The sequence below is a fragment of the Tropicimonas marinistellae genome (assembly GCF_001509585.1).
In the GTDB taxonomy this organism is placed as follows: Bacteria; Pseudomonadota; Alphaproteobacteria; order Rhodobacterales; family Rhodobacteraceae; genus Tropicimonas; species Tropicimonas marinistellae.
On sequence record NZ_LNCI01000001.1, the window covers coordinates 290,119 to 308,207 of the forward strand.

Sequence of the window (18,089 nt, forward strand, 5' to 3'; positions counted from 1 at the left end):
CCAGTGGGGGAATGCCGCAATTGCGTCGTCAGTTGGTTGCGCAACCGCGGATGTCAACGGCTTGCCGCGCGCCGATCACCGTGAAACGCAATGCGCTGCGGTCCAGAGCCATTGGCTTTCCGTCGGGCGGGACAAGATCCGCGCGGACCTGAAGCGTGCCGCCGCTTCGATACGTTTCTGGTTCCGACACCCAGATTCGTGGATCGCCGGCTTCCACCAACGCGACCTCCTCGCCCCCGATTCTCGGCATTTGAATGGTCGCGCTGAGCTGCAGTCCGTCGGGGATCGGGTCCAGGTTGCAGTCGACACCATCCACACCTGCCCGCTGGCCCGGCACGGGCCGCTTAGCAAGTGCCCGGTGGATTTCGGGGTCTGAATGGCCCGCACCTTCCAGGTCGGCGTGAAAGGTCAAACGGGCCGGCACGCAGATCGTTTCGCAAACGCCGAGGTCCATCGTACCGCGAAGGCGGATCGGAACGCCCGGTGCGGTTGGATGCAATTCGAGGGGAAGGACCAGCTCGTGCTTGTAGCCGATGCTGCGCATTCCGTAGGAGGTGAAGACTTCCGGGCTTGGCCAGTGATAGCTAACACCGCCAAGGTTCTCGGATCCTTCCCAAGTGAAGGTTGGCGGAATGCCGGCATCTCCGGGTGCGCGCCAGTAGGTTTTCCATCCCGGCGCAAGCTGCAGGTGCAGCGCGACCATGCGTGTACCTGATTCCGTTACCCACCCTTCCCTGACGTCGCCGGTCACGACGTTGGACGGCAGACCGCCGCCTGCAACCGCAACGGGCGAAACCGCGATGGCGGTGAGGGCGGCGATGGTTGTGTGGAACAGCTTCACGATCATGGGCCGAACATTAGCCAGACGCGTCTCGGAGGGAAATCACATAGTGGCGACGGAACGCCGCCCGCAGATCACAGGCACTTGTGCGCGTCGCCGCAGAGGCGCATTGTTTGGGCAATGACCGACACTTCGATGGATCTCTCCGGCAAATTGCTCATTGCCATGCCCGGTATGGGTGACCCCCGTTTCGATCGGTCGGTCATCTTTATGTGCGCCCATTCAGAAGACGGCGCCATGGGGCTTATCATCAACCAGCCAGCGATGGATCTTGCCTTGGCTGACCTGCTGGAGCAGCTGGATATCGACGCTTCGGACGCGGACCTGCCGACGCAGATTCACGTGGGCGGCCCGGTGGAACACGGCCGTGGCTTCGTGCTGCATTCGGGCGAATACAGTCTTACGGACGCGACGCTGAAGGTGGATGACACCTTCGCGATGACCGCGACGCTGGAGATACTGGAGGACATGGCGCATCACCGTGGACCCCGCCAGGCGCTTCTGGCTCTGGGGTACTCCGGTTGGGCGCCTGGGCAGCTGGAGGGGGAGATCGCACACAACGGGTGGTTAACCTGCGACGCCACGAGCGAGATCGTTTTCTGCCGTGACAATTCGCAGAAATGGGAAATGGCGCTCGCGACCCTCGGGGTCGATCCGCTGACGCTGAGCGCAAGCGCTGGACGCGCGTGACCACGCGCGGCACGTCAGCCGCCCGCATTGTCTCCTGTGGTTCAGTTGCGAGGCGCTGCGGCGCGGACCAGCCGGTCGTTGATTGCGCGCCCCAACCCATGATCGGGGATCGGGGAAACCGCGATTGGCGAAGGTCCGTCAATCCGGCGCAGGAACGCAAAAAGGTTTGCCGCTGCCTCCACGAGATCCCCCGAAGGCGAAAGGTTAAGCGTTGCCCTTTCCGCAGCGGGGCCGAAACCAAGAAGGCGTTCGCCTGACCGCGGATGCGTGACGTTCAACCTCAGCGGCGCGTTGGGTGCATAATGCGAGGCAAGCTGACCCGGGGCGTTTGGGGTCGGCCCGGCAGGGGCATGGGCCAGCGGACGGCCAAGTGCATCCTCGATTGCTTCTGCCGGCAAGCCTCCTGGACGCAGCAAGCGAGGGTGATCGAACGCACCGACAATCGTCGATTCCACGCCGACCTTGGCCGCACCGCCATCGACGACCGCCGCGATACGACCGTCGAGGCCATCGAGAACATGCGCAGCCTCGGTCGGGCTGACCTTGCCGGACGGGTTGGCCGAAGGTGCGGCCACCGGACCGCCGAAGCCGTTCAGCAACGCTTGTGAAACGGCGCCGGCCGGAACGCGGATGCCAACGGTCTGAAGACCGGCCGTGACGAGGTCGGACAAACCCGCATCGTCACGCAGCGGTACAACGAGTGTGAGCGGACCCGGCCAGAAGGCATCCGCAAGCGCGGCGGCATCCGCATTGAAACGACCGATCTGCTGCGCGGCTTCGAAATCGGCCACATGCACGATAAGCGGATTGAAGCGTGGCCGCCCTTTTGCCTCGAAGATATGCGCCACGGCCTCGCCCTGCCGCGCATCCGCGCCGAGGCCGTAGACCGTCTCGGTCGGAAAGGCGACAAGCTGCCCCTGCGCCAGCAGTTGCGCGGCTCTTGCAAGACCAGCGTCATCCGGGTCGAGACGTTCGGTTACTTGGCTCATGCGCTCTCGTGACGCTGCGTCGGTCTTTGTGCGTTCATTGCGCACTCGCTAGTTTGTCCTGAAGCCAAGGGTGATACGCATCTTGCGGCGTCCTGCCAAGGCCACACATAGGGGTGACCAAACATGTCATATCGCGCTCCGGTATCGGATTTTCGCTTCCTGCTCGCAAATGTCGTGAATTTCGGCCTGCTGGCCAAAACGGATCACTTCGCGGATGCGACGCCAGACGTATCCGACGCGATCCTGACGGAGGCCGGAAAGCTATGTGAAGAGGTCATTGCACCCGTGAATCGGGCGGGCGACGAAACGCCGTCGCGTCTGGAGAATGGTCGCGTGCGTGCGGCACCGGGCTTTGCAGAAGCCTACGCGGCGATTGCCGAGGGCGGCTGGGTGTGCGTTTCCGCCCCGGAAGAACACGGAGGCATGGGCCTGCCGGTGACACTGCAGACGGCGATTAACGATATGATGTCCGGGGCCAACCTTTCACTGCAGTTGAACCCGCTGTTGACCCAAGGACAAATCGAGGCGCTCGCGGCGCATGCAACCGACGAGTTGAAGGCGCTTTACCTGCCCAAACTCATTTCCGGGGAATGGTCCGGTACGATGAACCTCACGGAACCCGGCGCCGGATCGGACGTCGGCGCGCTGGTGACGAAAGCGGAACCCAAGGGTGACGGCAGCTACACCATTTCCGGACAGAAGATCTTCATTACCTGGGGCGATGCGGATTTCGTCGACAACGTCTGCCATCTCGTGCTGGCGCGGCTACCCGGCGCCGTTCCCGGGACCAAGGGCATCAGCCTGTTCCTGGTGCCGCGGAACCTGCCAGAAGCTAGCGGGAATCCGGGCGTTTCGAACAACGTCAGGGTCGTGAGCCTCGAGCACAAGTTGGGCCTTCACGGTTCGGCCACCTGCGTGATGGAGTTCGACGGCGCGACCGGTTGGCTCGTCGGTGAACAGAACGGTGGCATGGCAGCAATGTTCACCATGATGAACAACGCCCGCCTCGGCGTCGGGTGCCAGGGGATCGGTATCGCCGAGGCGGCGACACAGAAAGCCGTCGGATTTGCGCTGGAGCGCAAGCAGGGCAGGGTCGGCGGCACCGGGACGATCATCGAGCATCCCGACGTGCGCCGGATGGTGACACAGATGCGGGCAGAGACCTTTGCCGCGCGCGCGATCGCACTCGATACGGCGCTTTCGATCGACATGGGTCATGCCACGGGCGACGTGGATTGGACCGCGCGCGCCGCGTTGCTGACGCCGATCGCCAAGGCGCATGGGACCGACATCGGGCACGAGATGGCGCAACTCGGCATACAGGTGCACGGCGGGATGGGCTACGTTGAAGAAACCGGCGCCGCACAATTCGCGCGCGATGTTCGGGTGACGCAGATCTACGAGGGAACCAACGGGATCCAGGCGATGGACCTGGTCGCTCGCAAGATGATGGATGGCGGCGCCGCGGCATTCGCCTTGCTTGACGAGGTCGAAGCGGGAGCGGAGGCTGCACGGGAGTTTCTTCCGGCAATGGCTGAACCCGTGTGGAAGGCCGCCGAGACACTCCGGGAGGCGACCGAATGGCTCGTCGAGCAGGAGATGCAGGACCGTTTCGCCGGCTGCGTGGCCTATCTGCGCGCCTTCGCACGCGTGTTGGGGGGGCATTACCACCTCAAAGCCGCGCTGGCGGAGGGTGGCAGCGGTGCCCGAACTGCGCTGGCGCGTTTTTTCATTACCCGTATTCTGCCTGAGCATCAGGGGCTTCTGGCGGCAGTCGGGGAGGGCGCTGGCGGGCTATTTGACCTTTCGGTTGAAGACCTGGAGGCGGTGTAACCCTTTGGAAATTCTAGGTTTCGATCCGATCCGGTATCCTTGGGAGGCGCCGCCAGCGGAGGGCGCTGCCATCGAAGTGGCCGAGGGCGTGTTTTGGCTGCGTTTACCGCTGCCGATGGCACTCAATCACGTCAACATTTTTGCCCTGGACGACGGCGACGGTTGGACGGTGATCGACACCGGGCTCTCCAGCCCAAAGATACGGGCGATCTGGACATCGATCCTGGAGCATGGGCCGCTGTCCGGCAAACCGGTGCGCCGTGTCGTGCTGACGCATCATCACCCCGATCACGTCGGGCTCGTGGGTTGGTTTCAGTCGGAGCACGGGGCCGATTTGGTCGCAAGCCGAACCGCCTGGCTCTATGCGCGAATGCTGACGCTGGATGAGCAGGATACGTGGCCGGAGGAAACACTGGCATTCTATCGGGCTGCGGGCATGGAGCAGGAGGTGTTCGACAAACGCGCCTCGGAACGCCCCTTCAACTTCGCTGACGTGGTTTGGCCGATGCCGCTGGGGTTCACCCGCATCGCCGAAGGCGACACGGTTCGTATCGGCGGGCGCACGTGGGACGTGCACATGGGCAACGGTCATGCGGCAGAACACGCGACATTCTGGTGCAGGGAGGAGCCGCTGGTGCTGGGCGGCGACCAGCTTCTGCCGTCGATTTCGCCCAATCTCGGCGTCTATCCCACGGAGCCGGATTCGGACCCGGTGGGTGCCTGGATTGAGAGTTGCGAGCGTCTGGCCCGTTTCGCGACGGAGGAGCAGCTGGTCCTGCCGGGGCACAAGCTTCCCTTCACCGGTCTCCCTGCCAGGATGCGGCAACTGGTGGAGAACCACCATTTCGCTCTCGAGCGGTTGATGGAGCATCTGACAGAGCCCCGAACCGCGCACGATTGCTTCCCGGCGCTCTTCCGCCGGGAGATCGGGGCAGGGGAATACGGACTTGCCCTTGCGGAATCCATCGGCCACCTCAATCATCTGTATCGCGCCGGTCGCATCACTCGCCAGCGCCGCGAAGACGGTGCGTGGGCATGGAGACGGGCCGGGGAGGGGTAACGGAATCGCGGAGGAGACAATGGGGAGCGACGATAGGGAAGCCGCCGGGCGAGGGGTGCCCCGCGCCCATGCCATTCACGCGGACCCCGGTGCACGGACAGTTGAATGCCAACCCTTGCCGGAGATTGCGCGGACTCCGCCCGAGAGCAAGAGCCCGGCCAAATGGGCCTATGAGCGCCTGATCCTCTACATCAAGAATTTCGAGGAGCTGTTGGACGGGGATCACGAGATCGCCATGGGGTTCACCGGCGCCAGCGCGGGCGTGCTGCGAATCGAGGGGATCGGCTATTTCGACCCTGATATCGTAACGTTCTACGGATCGGATGCTGATGGAACGCGAACGCAGCTTATTCAGCACGTGAGCCAGCTCAACGTGATCTTGCGTGCCTTGCCGAAGCGGCCGGAGGTCGGCGAGCCTCGCCGCATCGGGTTCAGGCTGGCCGAAGCCCTGGCCGGCGATCAGGCAAGCTGATGCCGGGTTGCCACGGGGGGCATTGCGGCTCTTAACAGGCTCGGGCATCTGGGCTAAGCAGGGCGGGCCACAGGACAGAGACAGGGAGCCCGCAACATGTCGGAACACACCTACGAGCACGGAAGTATGGATACGACCACGCAGGAACAAACCTTCGACGGCTTCATCAAGATGGTCGTCAGGGTCTCGATCCTCTGCATCGTCGTGCTGATCTTCATGGCTCTGGTCAACGGCTGACAAAAGAACTGAGAGGCGGCGCGGGCATATGAGAGCCATCGTTCTGGCAGTATGTCTGCCACTTCTGCTGGGAGCCTGTACCGATACCGGGCCCTGGGCGACGGATCAGGAGGTGCAGGCGGCGGCGTTCCGGGACGACGGCCCGCCGACGATCACGTTGTTCACGATGATCAACAACCGTTCCCACGACGGGGCGCACAGCGGACTCATGATCAGCGGGTCGCAGCGGATCATCTTCGATCCGGCCGGCACCTTCTATCATCCCCATGTGCCGCAGCGTGCCGATGTGCACTACGGCATCACCGACAGCATGGTCGACTTCTACATCGACTATCATGCGCGAGAGACCTACCACGTCGTACGCCATGACGTGGTCGTGACACCGGAACAGGCAGAGATCGCGCTGCAGCGCGCGCAGGCCTACGGTGCGGTTTCGAAGGCATTCTGTACCACGTCGATCCATCGCATCGTGCGGGGCGTACCCGGGTTTGAGAGCATTCCGGCGTCGCCGCGACCCAAAAAGGTCATGCGGGCGTTCGACGAGATCCCGGGCGCGACGATCCGGCGTTATTACGATGACAGTCCAGACGACCGTTCGGACCTCATCACCGACAGCCCAAAGGCGCGCGAGGACATCCGCGTGGTTTACGGTCCGGAGCCCAGCGTACAGGAGCGGCGGCGGCAGCAAGCGGCTGCGGCGGCCGCAGCGCGCCAACAATAAACGTCAGCACTCCTTGGAGGCGCGCGCTCCCAGGTCTAGCCGATGAGCGCGAGTCCGGCATAGAGGCTCGCCATGCCGGACAAGACGGCGGCGAGCACGTTCCGGGTCAGATAGCCCACGAGTGCCGTCACGGCCGCCGCAATCATCCGGGCCGGATCGGGAGAGCCGCCGGTGGCGTCTGGCCAGGCAACGAGCGGGGCGATCAGCCCCGGGATGACCGCAACCGGTGTATACCGCAGGTGACGCAGCACCCAATCCGGCAGCTTTCGTTCACCGATGAGCCCCAGGAACGAGAACCTGATCAGGAACGTCCCCACGCCGAGCACGAGGATGATGGTCCAGACCGTGATATCGGAGTAATTCATGGCAGCCCCCGCGGGTAGAAGCGCCGCTCGACCTCTGCACCGGTCGCCAGGGCGGCGACGGCGGCGACGATCAGACCGAGATTGAATGGCAGCCCGGCGAATGCGAGCGACAGCGCGACCGATACAAATGCCGCCGCGACATGCGCAACGGTGCGCAAAGCGGGGCCGACAAGGGCGATAAAGGTGATCGGAAGGGCAAAATCCAGGGCGAGCGCCGGCGGGATCTGACGCCCGATCAATGCGCCCAACAATGTGAAGCCAATCCAGACCGGCAGCAGCGGTGTGGTCGCGCCAAGGTAGAAGGCAACGCGCTGCGGCAAGGTCATTTGCCGATCGAGCTCATATCGCGCGATGCAGGCCGCGTAGTTCTGATCGAAGAGAGAATAGCTGATGAGCGCCCGCTGCCAGAGAGGGGCGGCGCCCAGATAGGGCACCATTGACGCGGAATACATGGCCATTCGCAGGTTCACGGCGAGCGCGGAAACGAGCACAACAATCGCCGGTGCCTCGTCCGACATCAATTGCAGGGCGGTGAACTGGGCAGCTCCGGCAACGACAACCACGGTAAATCCCATGGTCTGGGCAAGGTCCAGCCCGGCCTCCATTGCCACAACGCCGAAGAGAATGGCAAATGGCGCGACCACGAGCAGGAACGGCGCGCTTGCGCGGAGCCCGCTGAAATATATCGATTTGAGGTTTGAGTCGGGCACGGGCGATCTCTAGATTGCACCGTGAGGCGGATAGGCGATGCAGAGTAGACTTGCAATCCAACGAGACGCGTTCCGAGCAACGTGGCAGGTCCGGGAAGCGACCGGTGGCTGCCGGAGCATGCCGCGTGCAACGATCGAACGTGGTTTCGATGAGGAGGAGCGTGCCCAGGTGGCAGCGCTGTTCTGGCAGGCGTTTTCTGGAAAACTCGGTCGGATCATGGCCCCGGAAATGCGCGCGCTCAAGTTCATCGAAAAAGCGTTGCGCCTCGATCATGCGCTTGTCGCGCGCTCAGATACCGGACGGATTCTGGGTGTCGCGGGCTTCAAGACGCGCCATGGCGGTCTCATCTCGGGTGATTTTTCAGACCTTGCCCGCGTCTATGGCCGGTTCGGAGCCCTCTGGCGTGGGCCGTTGCTGGACCTGATGGACCGCCAACTCAAAGACGGACAATTGTTGCTGGATGGCATATTCGTCGATCAGGACGTGCGTGGAATGGGCATCGGTTCGGCCCTCATCGATGCGGTGGTTTCAGAGGCGCGCGAGCGGGGCCTGACAGAGGTTAGACTGAGCGTTGTCGATACCAACTTGCGGGCCCGTGCCCTCTACGAGCGCCACGGCTTCCTGCCGAAAGGCCGGGAAGACACGGGTATCTTCGCCTCTCTTTTCGGGTTTCACCACGCCACCACGATGTGCCGTCCAGTCGACCGCCGGTAGGTCTCAGTCGAAGGTTCCGGAGACACGTCCAATCAACATGAACGCGCGGGCGCTACGCGTATCGGCGAACGCTGCGATCTCTGCATCGTCGGCACCCTTTTCGAAGGTGGCGAACGTGGAATCGAAACGGCGCAGGAAATGGTGCGCGCAATCGCGGAACACCGGATCCTGCCGCATGCGCCCTGCCGTCAGCGCCAGGCTGGAGCGATCGCGAATGCCGCCAAGGGATGCAATGGTGCGTCCGCGATCACCGGCGGCGAACTTGCGCCATATCTCCGGTCGTGCACGATCCGGCGAAAGGTCATCCATGTAGATGCCGTCCTCGGCAAGCAAGGTCAGTACATCTTGTGCGGACCGGACGAGCGGACTCGCGGTTCGGTCCTTAAGGGCAAGCCGCAGAGCGCGAAAACCGTCCTTGTCCTGCGTGTCTTCAGGGAAATTCAGTGCCTTGATGAAATCCGCCGCGGAGAGCGGTTCGGCCAAGTGTTCCGCCGTGGTGCCGAGCGCAAGCGAGGGCTGTTCGGGTTCGGGTTTCTCGGCCGGCGTTGACTCCGCCGCGCCAAGCGCGGGGCGTGCCGAGACGGCCGCGGCGTCGTGCGCCGCTGTGGCCGCGCGTGCATTGACGGACGTGAGATGCGCCAGTGCAGCTTCGGTTTTCTTCTGGACCCGCACGAGCTCGTCGAGCTTCTGCTCCAGTGGCGGGCGAAGACCATCGGGACGTGTTTCGGCATGACTCGCCTGAGCCAATCGCACCGCATCAATGGATGCATTCAACCGGCGGCTCTCCTCCCGCATGTGCCGGGCGCTTTTTGCGGCCGTTGCGGCGACCCAGATCATCGCGACAGGAAGGACCGCGGCGAGCACCATCATCAGGAAGCGCACCGGATCATTGACCGCTTGATCAGCCGGCGACGCTTCCGGAAGAACGAGGAAGAAAAGCCCGGTCCCGAGCAGCCAGAGGGCGCTCAAAACGAGCGCAATCACGTCTGTTGCGTCCATGCCGCCGCGCGCGCTTGCGCGCCCGTTGCTGCCTTGCTCCGATGAATGTCCGTTGAGATTCATGCGCGCCTTCAGCCCGACTCAGACATACTTGATGGTAAGTACCTCATAGCTTCTTTCGCCGCCCGGTGTGCGAACTTCGATACTGTCGCCCTCTTCCTTGCCGATCAGTGCGCTCGCGATCGGCGATTTGATGTTAAGGAGGCCCTTTTCGAGGTCCGCTTCCGGCTCGCCGACGATCTGGTAGGTCTTTTCCTCGTCGGTATCCTCGTCGACGATGGTCACGGTGGCGCCGAACTTGATCGCGCCGGAGAGTGAAGACGGGTCGATAACGTTTGCCAGCGAGATCAGCGCTTCAAGTTCCTTGATCCGGCCCTCGATGAAGCTCTGCTTTTCCCGGGCGGAATGGTATTCGGCGTTTTCCGACAGATCGCCATGTTCCCGCGCTTCGGCAATCGCCTTGATGATGGCGGGCCGGTCGACCGATTTCAGCACTTTCAGTTCGTCGTCCAGCGCGGCAAAACCCGCGCGGGTCATAGGTATCTTTTCCATTCTTTCCCTTGCACGGTTTCCGGTTGTGGGGATTTGGTTGAACGCCCTTAACCCAAGCGGGCCAAGGATTGTCAAGCCTCCGGCGCACCGCTCCCGAAACGCAAAGCCAGTATCCGCCAGCGGCGCACACCCGCAGTTTCCACCCAATGAGACGTGTCGCTGCACTGCGTCATTGTGCTGCCGCGTCACAATTGACGGGGTACTTTTCTGTCCATTACGCATGGCGAACGCTAATTTCTGAACAAGCCAGAGCCAGAATCGGGAAAAGCCATGAGCGAAATCGAACGCGAAGCGATGGATTGCGATGTCGTCATTGTCGGGGCGGGGCCCTCGGGATTGTCGGCAGCGATCCGCCTGAAGCAACTTGACCCGGATCTGAACGTCGTCGTTTTGGAGAAGGGCTCCGAGGTCGGGGCGCACATCCTCTCCGGCGCGGTGATGGACCCGGCGGGGCTGGATGCGCTCATTCCCGACTGGAAAGAACGCGGTGCGCCAATCACCACCGCAGTCAAGCAGGACGAGTTCTTCGTTCTGGGCGAAGGCGGCGAGGTTCGCCTGCCGAACGCGATGATGCCGCCGCTGATGGACAATCATCACTGCTACATTGTCAGCCTCGGGAACGTGTGCCGCTGGATGGCCGAACAGGCCGAGGCGATGGGCGTGGAGATCTTCCCCGGCATGGCCTGTTCTGAACTGGTCTATGGCGAGAACGGAGAGGTGAAAGGCGTGGTTGCCGGCGAGTTCGGCAAGAATGCCGATGGCACGCCAGGGCCGGCCTATGAGCCCGGCATGATCCTGAACGGCAAGTACGTGTTCATCTCCGAAGGGGTGCGCGGGTCGCTCGCCAAGGAAGCTATCGCGAAATACGGGCTGGATGCCGATAGCGACGTGCCAAAGTTCGGCCTTGGCATGAAGGAGCTGTGGGAGATCGACCCGGCCAAGCATCGCGAAGGGACCGTCACGCACACGATGGGCTGGCCGCTTGGGTCAAACGCAGGTGGCGGATCGTTCATCTATCACATGGAGAACAACCAGGTCTGCGTCGGTTTCGTGGTCCATCTGAACTACGCCAACCCGCATCTGTTCCCCTACATGGAGTTCCAGCGGTTCAAGCATCATCCGATGGTGGCGGAGTTGCTGAAGGGCGGAAAGCGGGTGGCCTACGGTGCCCGCGCGATCTCCGAGGGCGGGTTCCAGTCGATTCCGCAAAGCGCGTTTCCAGGCGGTTTGCTGCTTGGCTGTTCGTCGGGGCTCATCAACGTGCCGCGGATCAAGGGGATCCACAATGCCATGCACTCAGGCAAAGCCGCGGCAGAGGCGGCTTTCGAGGGGCTTCAGGCCGGCCGCGAAGGCGATGTTCTCGCATCCTACGACGACGCCCTGCGCAGCGGGCCAGTCGGCAAGGACCTCAAGCCGGTCCGGAACGTCAAGCCACTCTGGTCGAAGTTCGGACTCGTTGGAGGGTTGGCCCTGGGCGGGTTGGACATGTGGCTCGGTTCGACCGTGGGCTGGAACCCGTTCGGCACGATGAAACACGGGAAAACGGATGCCGCGGCCACTGGCGAGGCGTCGAAGTTCGAACCGATCGCCTATCCGAAGCCAGACGGTGTCCTCTCCTTCGACCGGCTCACCAATGTCAGCTTCTCGTTCACCAATCACGAAGAGAGCCAACCCTGCCACCTGCGGTTAGCTGATCCGGCCGTGCCTGTGAAAACGAACCTGCCGAAATTCGCCGGGCCCTCCGCCCGCTATTGCCCGGCAGGTGTTTACGAATTCGTGGAGGAGGACGACAAGGCGCCGCGCTTTGTGATCAATTTTCAGAACTGCGTGCATTGCAAGACCTGCGATATCAAGGATCCCAGCCAAAACATCACCTGGACGGTCCCGCAGGGTGGCGATGGGCCGAACTACCCGAACATGTGAGCGGCTGGCGGGCGCCTTTGCGGCGGGGAACAGGCATGCCTTCGCTCACGATGCCGTCAGGTGAGGGTCGTGCGGCGGCCGCAACGGCTGTGCCTGTATTGTTTCGGCCGCCTTGCAGCGCTACGCTCTGCCGCATCAATTGCAAACGAGGCTGCACTTGCCCTTCATCCGACCGATCTGCCTGTCCCTCGCCCTTGGCCTGACGCTTTCGCTCCCAGCGGGTGCTGACGAAGAGCCGCTGGGACGCGGCTTTGCCGGCGCCTACCTCGCAGCGCGCCACGCCAGTTTCCACAGCGATTTCCGCGCCGCTGCGGACTATTACACACAAGCGCTGGTGCGCGACCGGGACAACCCGGGCCTGCAGGAAAACGCGCTGATGGCGTTTATCGGCCTCGGAAAGCTGGATTCTGCCGTGACCGTGGCCCGCCAGATGCGCGAACTCGGAATCGGCAGCCAGATGGCCAACATGGCAGTCATGGCGAACATGCTAGCCGATGGCGAGTACAAGGGCGTCGTTGACGGCGTTGCGAAGGACATGTCGGTTGGCCCGTTGGTCGACGGACTCGTCGTCGCCTGGTGCTTGCTCGGCGCCGGCGAAGTCGATGCCGCGATGGCTGCCTTCGACGCTGCTGCAGAGAACACGGGCATGTCCGCCTTCGCGCTGTACCACAAGGCTTTGGCCCTGGGGTTTGCCGGCGACTTCGAAGGCGCGGAGCGCATCTTCTCTGGTGACGGCGGCGCGCCCCTGCGTCTCACACGGCGCGGAGCGTTTGCTCACTCGCAAGTGCTCAGCCAGCTAGGCCAAAACGCAGCGGCACTTGAGCTTATCGAGGCCGGTTGGGGCAGCGACCTGGACAAGGGGCTTGAGGAACTCAAAACGCGCCTGGAGAACGGCGAGACTGTCCCCTACACGCAGATCGGGAGCGTTCAGGACGGTCTGTCCGAAGTGTTTTACACCGTCGCTGGTGCCCTGGAGGGTGAGGCAGCCGATAGCTACACGCTGCTCTACGCGCGTATCGCGGAGTATCTGCAGCCGGACCACGTGGACGCGATCCTGCTCACCGCCAACTTGCTGGAATCGCAAGAGCAATACGAGTTGGCGACGGAGGCGTACAACCGCGTTCCGCGCGACGACCCGGGTTTCCACGTGGCCGAGATCGGGCGCGCAGATGCATTGCATTCCGCTGGCCGCAAGGAAGCGGCGATTGAGGTGCTCGAACAGCTTGCCGAAACTCACGGGACATTGCCCGTCGTGCAGATCACGCTTGGCGACGCACTTCGTGGGGAGGAACGCTACGACGAAGCGAGCAAGGCCTACGACGCCGCAGTTGCGCTGTTCGAGGAGGATGAGCGCGGACAGTGGATCGTCTACTATGCTCGCGGCATTACTCATGAGCGCGAGAAGCGGTGGGAGCAGGCAGAGGCCGATTTCCGCAAGGCGCTGGAGCTTAACCCCGGACAGCCGCAAGTCCTGAATTACCTCGGCTATTCCTATGTCGAGATGCAGACCAACCTCGACGAGGCGTTGCAAATGATCGAGGAAGCCGTCGCCGCACAACCGGGGAGCGGCTACATCACCGATTCCCTAGGTTGGGTGCTCTACCGGCTCGGTCGGTACGACGAGGCCGTCGTCGAACTGGAACGTGCGGCGGAGTTGATGGCCGTAGATCCGATCGTGAACGACCATCTGGGCGATGCCTATTGGGCTGTTGGGCGACGGATCGAGGCGGAGTTCCAGTGGCACCGGGCGCTCTCCTTTGATCCAGAGCCCGAAGAGGCCAAGCGTATCCGTCGCAAGCTCGAGGTCGGCCTGGACATCGTGCTGAAGGAAGAAGGCGCCGAGCCGCTCGCCGTAGCCAATGACGGCGGTTGAGGAATTTGCGCCGGCCAAAGTCAATCTGACACTGCATGTCACGGGCCGACGGGCCGATGGGTACCATCTGCTCGACAGCCTTGTGTCGTTCGCCGATGTCGGGGACCGGATCGTCGCGGCGGTCGCGCCGGAGCTGGGCCTGACGGTCACGGGGCGCCGCGCCGTGGGCGTGCCCACGGACGGGCGCAACCTTGTTTTGCAAGCTGCTGGCCTCATGAATGGGGTCACGGCGGCGCTGACGCTCGACAAACATCTTCCGGCCGCCTCTGGTATCGGCGGCGGCTCGGCAGATGCGGCGGCCACTCTGCGTGCCCTTTCCCGACTCACCGGGGGCTACATGCCCTCGCCGGAGGCTGTCCTCGGGCTGGGTGCAGATGTTCCGGTTTGCCTGCATGGAAAGGCGGTACGCATGCAGGGCGTTGGTGAGCGGCTCTCGGACGTGACGCCGCTTCCGCCGCTTCCAGCCGTACTCGTCAACCCCGGTGTCGAAGTGGCAACGCCAGCGGTTTTTGCTGCGCTCGACAGCCGGGACAATGCCGCGATGCCGACTTTACCGGAGCATTTCTTCAACCCAGTCGAGACGTCTCGATGGATTGCGGCGCAACGCAACGATCTCGAATCCCCCGCGATTTCCGTCGCACCTGCCGTCGCATCCGTGCTCAACGCCTTGCGTGCACAGTCGGATTGCCTTCTGGCGCGTATGTCCGGGTCAGGGGCGACCTGTTTCGGGCTCTTCCCAACGGGCACCGCCGCGCGCGCAGCCGCCGAGGTGATTTCAGCGGGTCAGCCGGAATGGTGGGTCGCCGCAACCACGCTTGGGTAGAAAAGAGGCATCATCGCCGGTCGCTGTGTGCCATCCGCGCGGGAGGCACAGGGCCTATCAGTGCACCCGTGCCACCACGAAATCTGCCAAGTCCACAAGCATGTCGCGGATTTCGCCCTCGGGCAGTTCGTGGAGTGCCGATTTCGCCTTACTTGCCCAATCGAGCGCTTCGGCGCGGGTGTCATCCATGGCGTTGTGCCTGTCGAGCAAGGAGAGTGCCTCTTCCAGGTCGCCGTCTTCCTGACGCCCCTTCTCGATCACGCGTTCCCAGAATGCACGCTCTTCCGCGTCGGCCCTGGCGACGGCCTTGATCACCGGCAGCGTCAGCTTTCGTTCGCGGAAGTCGTCGCCGATATTCTTGCCTGTCGCCACGGTGTCGCCGCCGTAATCCAGAAGGTCGTCGACGATTTGGAAGCTGACGCCGAGCGCATCGCCATAGGCACGCAAGGCGGCGATCTTCGCTTCCTCCACCCCGGCCACCACACCGCCAACTTCACAGGCGGCGGCAAAGAGCGCGGCTGTCTTGCCGCGGATTACTTGCAGATAGATCGCCTCGTCCGTCGAAAGATCCTGCGCCGCGGTCAGTTGGAGAACCTCGCCCTCCGCGATCGTCGCAGAGGCGTCAGACAGGATGTCCATCACCCGGAGGCTTTCGGTCTCGACCATCAGCTGGAAGGACCGGGCGAAGAGGTAGTCGCCCACCAGAACCGACGACTTGTTGTCCCACAAAAGGTTGGCCGTCGGGCGTCCGCGCCGTTGCGCGCTTTCATCCACAACATCGTCGTGCAGCAGCGTGGCGGTGTGGATGAACTCCACTGTCGCTGCGAGCTTCACGTGGTTTTCGCCGCTGTATCCGCACATCCGGGCCGCCGCCAGCGTCAGCATCGGGCGGAGCCGCTTGCCACCGGCCTCGACCAGATGCGCCGTTACCTCCGGTATGCGCGGCGCGTGTTCGGAGGCCATCCGGGTGCGGATGAGATCGTTCACGCGGCCCATGTCATCGGCCAGAACCCGGGCCAGCCGGTCGTGCGGTTTCTCGGAAGCGTCGTCCAGGCTCATCACGCTCTCGTCACCCCATCTCGACAGCGCCGGAGGGGTTTGCTTAAGTCAATGCCATGAAAGAGGTTTTGCGCACCAACGACCCGACGGTCATCGCTTTTGCGAAATCCCTCCTCGCTGGAGAGGATATAGACTGCTTCGAAATGGACGTCCATATGAGCGTCCTCGAAGGGTCGATCGGCGTTTTGCCGCGCCGGTTGATGGTGCGCGACGCGGATCTGTTCATGGCCCGTGCTGCACTGCGCGACAATGATCTGGATGTGACAGAGGACCGGTGACATGGATGCCGCACGCGGCGAGGCGCTTACCCGCGACGATTACCTCGGTGGTCGCTTGTCGCTATGGCAGCCCGCGCGCGGTTACCGGGCCGGGATCGACCCGGTCCTGCTGGCAGCTGCATGCCCCGCCGCACCCGGACAATCGGTGCTGGAGTTGGGCTGTGGGGTCGGTACGGCATCGCTTTGCCTGGCGACGCGCGTGCAGGAGCTGCGCGTGGTTGGATTGGAACGGCAGCCGGAGATTGCCGACCTCGCACGACGCAACGCGGCGGAAACCGGATTGCCGTTACACGTCGAGACATGCGATCTCACGTCCATTCCGACGGAGATCCGCCAGCAGCGGTTCGATCACGTCATCGCGAACCCACCGTACTTCCAGCGCTGGCAGTCGCATGCCTCGCCGCATACCGCGCGCGAAGCGGCAATGGGCGAAGAGACGCCGCTCGATGTCTGGCTGGATGTTGCTGGCCGCCGACTGGCCCCGAAGGGCTGGCTCACGATGATCCATCGAGCCGACCGGCTCGACCAAATTCTCCGCGGCCTTTCCGGATTGGGTTCAATCCAGCTTCAACCCCTGTCTCCCAGACAGGGGCGGGATGCACGGCTGATTCTCCTGAGGGCGAGAAAGGGCGCGCGCGCGCCATTGCGGCTCCATGCGCCGCTGGTTGTGCACGCTGGCGACCGGCATCTGCGCGACGGCGATGACTACACGCCGGAAATCTCATCCGTCCTACGCAACGGCAACGCGCTTCCTGGTTTCGGTGCGGCGGACATATAAGCATTGTCGCCAAAGCTTCACAGGGGAGACGCAAAATAATTACCTTGGATGCGGGTTCAGCGTGACAAGCGAAAAAAATCGTGGTCGACTTGAGTCGTGACCATAGCTTGAGAGGAGAGATCGACCATGTCCGAGTCCGCCCGCGTTGTGGAACTTCGTAAGAAGCACGCTGCACTTTCGGCCCAGGTGGAACAAATTCAACAGGCTCCAGGCTCCGACGACCTCGAAATCGTAGAACTCAAGAAACAGAAGCTCCGAATCAAGGAAGAGATCACACGGCTGAGCGCTGTGTAACCTTCTTGGGGGCGCGGCTTCCGGCCCAGGCGGCCAGCGCAGCGCCCCCTGTGATCAACGCCGCCGCCAGGGCAAGCCTTGGCGTCGGAGCGGCCAGACCGGCGAGTACCAGCGCCAGGGTGGACAACAAGGGCGCTGCATAGCTAGCCACACCCAAAAGCTGTATATCTCCCTGCTTCACCCCGATATCCCATACGTAGAATGCGAGGCCGACAGGGCCGAGGCCGAGAGCGACAATGCTCGCCCAGCCGGTGAGTGATTGCGGCAGAACCGTTTCTTCCAACGTCAAATGCGCGACTGCCGAAAGTAATGCGGTTGCCAGGCAGAACACCGCGACCGTTTCCGTCGGCGCGTGTCCGAGGCGGCGCGACAGCACGGAGTACCCTGACCAAAAGAAAGCGCAGAGCAGTGCCAGGCCGTATCCTGGCAGCGCAGATCCGCTGAAACCGGCCCCATCGCCCAGGATGATCAGCGCGGCACCGGCAAAGCCAAGCGCACCGCCCAGCAAGTGACCGGCCCGCAGGCGTTCGCCAGGCAAAAGTCCCGACATGAGCACAATCAGCAATGGCCAGAGATAAGCGATTAGCCCCGCTTGGGCGGGAGGGGCGAGGCGCAACGCGGAGAAATAGAAGAAATGATAGCCGAAAAGGCCCGCCGTGCCGAATGCGTAGACCTTCCAGCTGACGCCCCGCAAGCGGTGAAGTCCGCCGGAGGCGAGTGTCCAGACCACGCCGATTGCGCCGCCGATCAGGAAGCTCATCGCAGTCAGTTGCAACGGGGGCACGGGCGCGCTCCCGACGGTAAAGAGCGCCAACAGAGCCCAGAGCAGAACGGCAATGAAACCGATGGCGGTGGCGCGAGATCGTGTCATGGGTCC

General features: G+C 63.1%; 21 protein-coding genes. 13 read left to right on the plus strand and 8 right to left on the minus strand.

What is annotated here, in order from left to right:
- Positions 1–28 precede the first annotated feature (28 nt).
- The gene (locus tag ARC39_RS01305; protein WP_068108881.1) at positions 29–847 is read right to left on the minus strand and encodes a protein-disulfide reductase DsbD domain-containing protein; all 819 of its coding nucleotides are present in this window, start codon (positions 845–847) and stop codon (positions 29–31) included.
- Between the two features lie 114 nt (positions 848–961).
- Between ARC39_RS01305 and ARC39_RS01310 the strand changes: the two genes are divergently transcribed.
- On the plus strand, positions 962–1,531 hold the full coding sequence (locus ARC39_RS01310; protein ID WP_068108884.1) for a YqgE/AlgH family protein: 570 nt from the start codon (positions 962–964) through the stop codon (positions 1,529–1,531).
- A 41-nt stretch (positions 1,532–1,572) separates the two neighbouring features.
- On the opposite strand, the gene ARC39_RS01315 is transcribed toward ARC39_RS01310, so the two are convergent.
- Positions 1,573–2,520, minus strand: a complete 948-nt coding sequence (locus tag ARC39_RS01315) for an L-threonylcarbamoyladenylate synthase (RefSeq protein WP_068108886.1) — start codon at positions 2,518–2,520, stop codon at positions 1,573–1,575.
- A 123-nt stretch (positions 2,521–2,643) separates the two neighbouring features.
- Between ARC39_RS01315 and ARC39_RS01320 the strand changes: the two genes are divergently transcribed.
- The 5 genes from ARC39_RS01320 (at position 2,644) to ARC39_RS01340 (ending at position 6,843) form a co-directional block, all read left to right on the plus strand.
- Complete coding sequence (locus ARC39_RS01320; RefSeq protein WP_068108889.1) at positions 2,644–4,353, plus strand: acyl-CoA dehydrogenase; 1,710 nt, start codon at positions 2,644–2,646, stop codon at positions 4,351–4,353.
- Between the two features lie 4 nt (positions 4,354–4,357).
- Positions 4,358–5,413 carry an MBL fold metallo-hydrolase gene (locus tag ARC39_RS01325; protein WP_068108892.1) on the plus strand — a complete coding sequence of 352 codons (1,056 nt, stop codon included), beginning with the start codon at positions 4,358–4,360 and terminating at the stop codon, positions 5,411–5,413.
- A gap of 19 nt (positions 5,414–5,432) precedes the next feature.
- Positions 5,433–5,885, plus strand: a complete 453-nt coding sequence (locus ARC39_RS01330; RefSeq protein WP_068108895.1) for a DUF6173 family protein — start codon at positions 5,433–5,435, stop codon at positions 5,883–5,885.
- Positions 5,886–5,981: 96 nt separating this feature from the next.
- Entirely contained in the window at positions 5,982–6,122 is a 141-nt protein-coding gene (locus ARC39_RS01335) for an aa3-type cytochrome c oxidase subunit IV (protein WP_068108897.1), read from the plus strand.
- A 28-nt stretch (positions 6,123–6,150) separates the two neighbouring features.
- A complete protein-coding gene (locus tag ARC39_RS01340; protein ID WP_149866267.1) occupies positions 6,151–6,843 on the plus strand; it encodes a hypothetical protein in 693 nt (230 codons plus the stop codon).
- Positions 6,844–6,878: 35 nt separating this feature from the next.
- On the opposite strand, the gene ARC39_RS01345 is transcribed toward ARC39_RS01340, so the two are convergent.
- Entirely contained in the window at positions 6,879–7,208 is a 330-nt protein-coding gene (locus ARC39_RS01345; RefSeq protein ID WP_068108900.1) for an AzlD domain-containing protein, read from the minus strand.
- Entirely contained in the window at positions 7,205–7,918 is a 714-nt protein-coding gene (locus tag ARC39_RS01350; protein WP_068108904.1) for an AzlC family ABC transporter permease, read from the minus strand. The genes ARC39_RS01345 and ARC39_RS01350 overlap by 4 nt, the downstream gene beginning before the upstream one ends.
- A gap of 118 nt (positions 7,919–8,036) precedes the next feature.
- Here ARC39_RS01350 and ARC39_RS01355 point away from each other — a divergent pair, with 118 nt between their 5' ends.
- Entirely contained in the window at positions 8,037–8,633 is a 597-nt protein-coding gene (locus ARC39_RS01355) for a GNAT family N-acetyltransferase (protein ID WP_068108907.1), read from the plus strand.
- A 3-nt stretch (positions 8,634–8,636) separates the two neighbouring features.
- Here ARC39_RS01355 and ARC39_RS01360 read toward each other — a convergent pair whose 3' ends face one another.
- Together ARC39_RS01360 and greA are read right to left on the minus strand one after the other, a co-directional pair.
- The gene (locus tag ARC39_RS01360; RefSeq protein ID WP_078059013.1) at positions 8,637–9,695 is read right to left on the minus strand and encodes a hypothetical protein; all 1,059 of its coding nucleotides are present in this window, start codon (positions 9,693–9,695) and stop codon (positions 8,637–8,639) included.
- 18 nt (positions 9,696–9,713) lie between these two features.
- Positions 9,714–10,184, minus strand: coding sequence for a transcription elongation factor GreA (gene greA / locus ARC39_RS01365; protein ID WP_068108910.1), 471 nt, complete (start codon positions 10,182–10,184; stop codon positions 9,714–9,716).
- A 270-nt stretch (positions 10,185–10,454) separates the two neighbouring features.
- Here greA and ARC39_RS01370 point away from each other — a divergent pair, with 270 nt between their 5' ends.
- The 3 genes from ARC39_RS01370 to ARC39_RS01380 all read left to right on the plus strand — a co-directional run bounded on the left by ARC39_RS01370 (position 10,455) and on the right by ARC39_RS01380 (position 14,803).
- The gene (locus ARC39_RS01370; protein ID WP_068108912.1) at positions 10,455–12,107 is read left to right on the plus strand and encodes an electron transfer flavoprotein-ubiquinone oxidoreductase; all 1,653 of its coding nucleotides are present in this window, start codon (positions 10,455–10,457) and stop codon (positions 12,105–12,107) included.
- 157 nt (positions 12,108–12,264) lie between these two features.
- Entirely contained in the window at positions 12,265–13,980 is a 1,716-nt protein-coding gene (locus ARC39_RS01375) for a tetratricopeptide repeat protein (RefSeq protein ID WP_236545088.1), read from the plus strand.
- Positions 13,967–14,803: a 4-(cytidine 5'-diphospho)-2-C-methyl-D-erythritol kinase gene (locus tag ARC39_RS01380; RefSeq protein ID WP_068108915.1), complete on the plus strand. Its 837-nt coding sequence runs from the start codon at positions 13,967–13,969 to the stop codon at positions 14,801–14,803. Before ARC39_RS01375 ends, ARC39_RS01380 begins: the two co-directional genes overlap by 14 nt.
- Positions 14,804–14,860: 57 nt before the next feature.
- Here ARC39_RS01380 and ARC39_RS01385 read toward each other — a convergent pair whose 3' ends face one another.
- Positions 14,861–15,862 (minus strand): polyprenyl synthetase family protein, encoded by a 1,002-nt coding sequence (locus ARC39_RS01385; RefSeq protein WP_068108918.1) that lies wholly within the window; start codon positions 15,860–15,862, stop codon positions 14,861–14,863.
- A 56-nt stretch (positions 15,863–15,918) separates the two neighbouring features.
- Between ARC39_RS01385 and ARC39_RS01390 the strand changes: the two genes are divergently transcribed.
- From ARC39_RS01390 to ARC39_RS25135, 3 genes are all read left to right on the plus strand, one after another.
- Positions 15,919–16,140 (plus strand): putative signal transducing protein, encoded by a 222-nt coding sequence (locus ARC39_RS01390; RefSeq protein ID WP_068108921.1) that lies wholly within the window; start codon positions 15,919–15,921, stop codon positions 16,138–16,140.
- A gap of 1 nt (position 16,141) precedes the next feature.
- On the plus strand, positions 16,142–16,918 hold the full coding sequence (locus ARC39_RS01395; RefSeq protein ID WP_068108924.1) for a tRNA1(Val) (adenine(37)-N6)-methyltransferase: 777 nt from the start codon (positions 16,142–16,144) through the stop codon (positions 16,916–16,918).
- A gap of 126 nt (positions 16,919–17,044) precedes the next feature.
- Complete coding sequence (locus ARC39_RS25135; protein ID WP_078059014.1) at positions 17,045–17,212, plus strand: YdcH family protein; 168 nt, start codon at positions 17,045–17,047, stop codon at positions 17,210–17,212.
- On the opposite strand, the gene yddG is transcribed toward ARC39_RS25135, so the two are convergent.
- The gene (gene yddG / locus ARC39_RS01400; RefSeq protein WP_068108928.1) at positions 17,190–18,083 is read right to left on the minus strand and encodes an aromatic amino acid exporter YddG; all 894 of its coding nucleotides are present in this window, start codon (positions 18,081–18,083) and stop codon (positions 17,190–17,192) included. The genes ARC39_RS25135 and yddG overlap by 23 nt on opposite strands.
- Between the last annotated feature and the right edge of the window lie 6 nt (positions 18,084–18,089).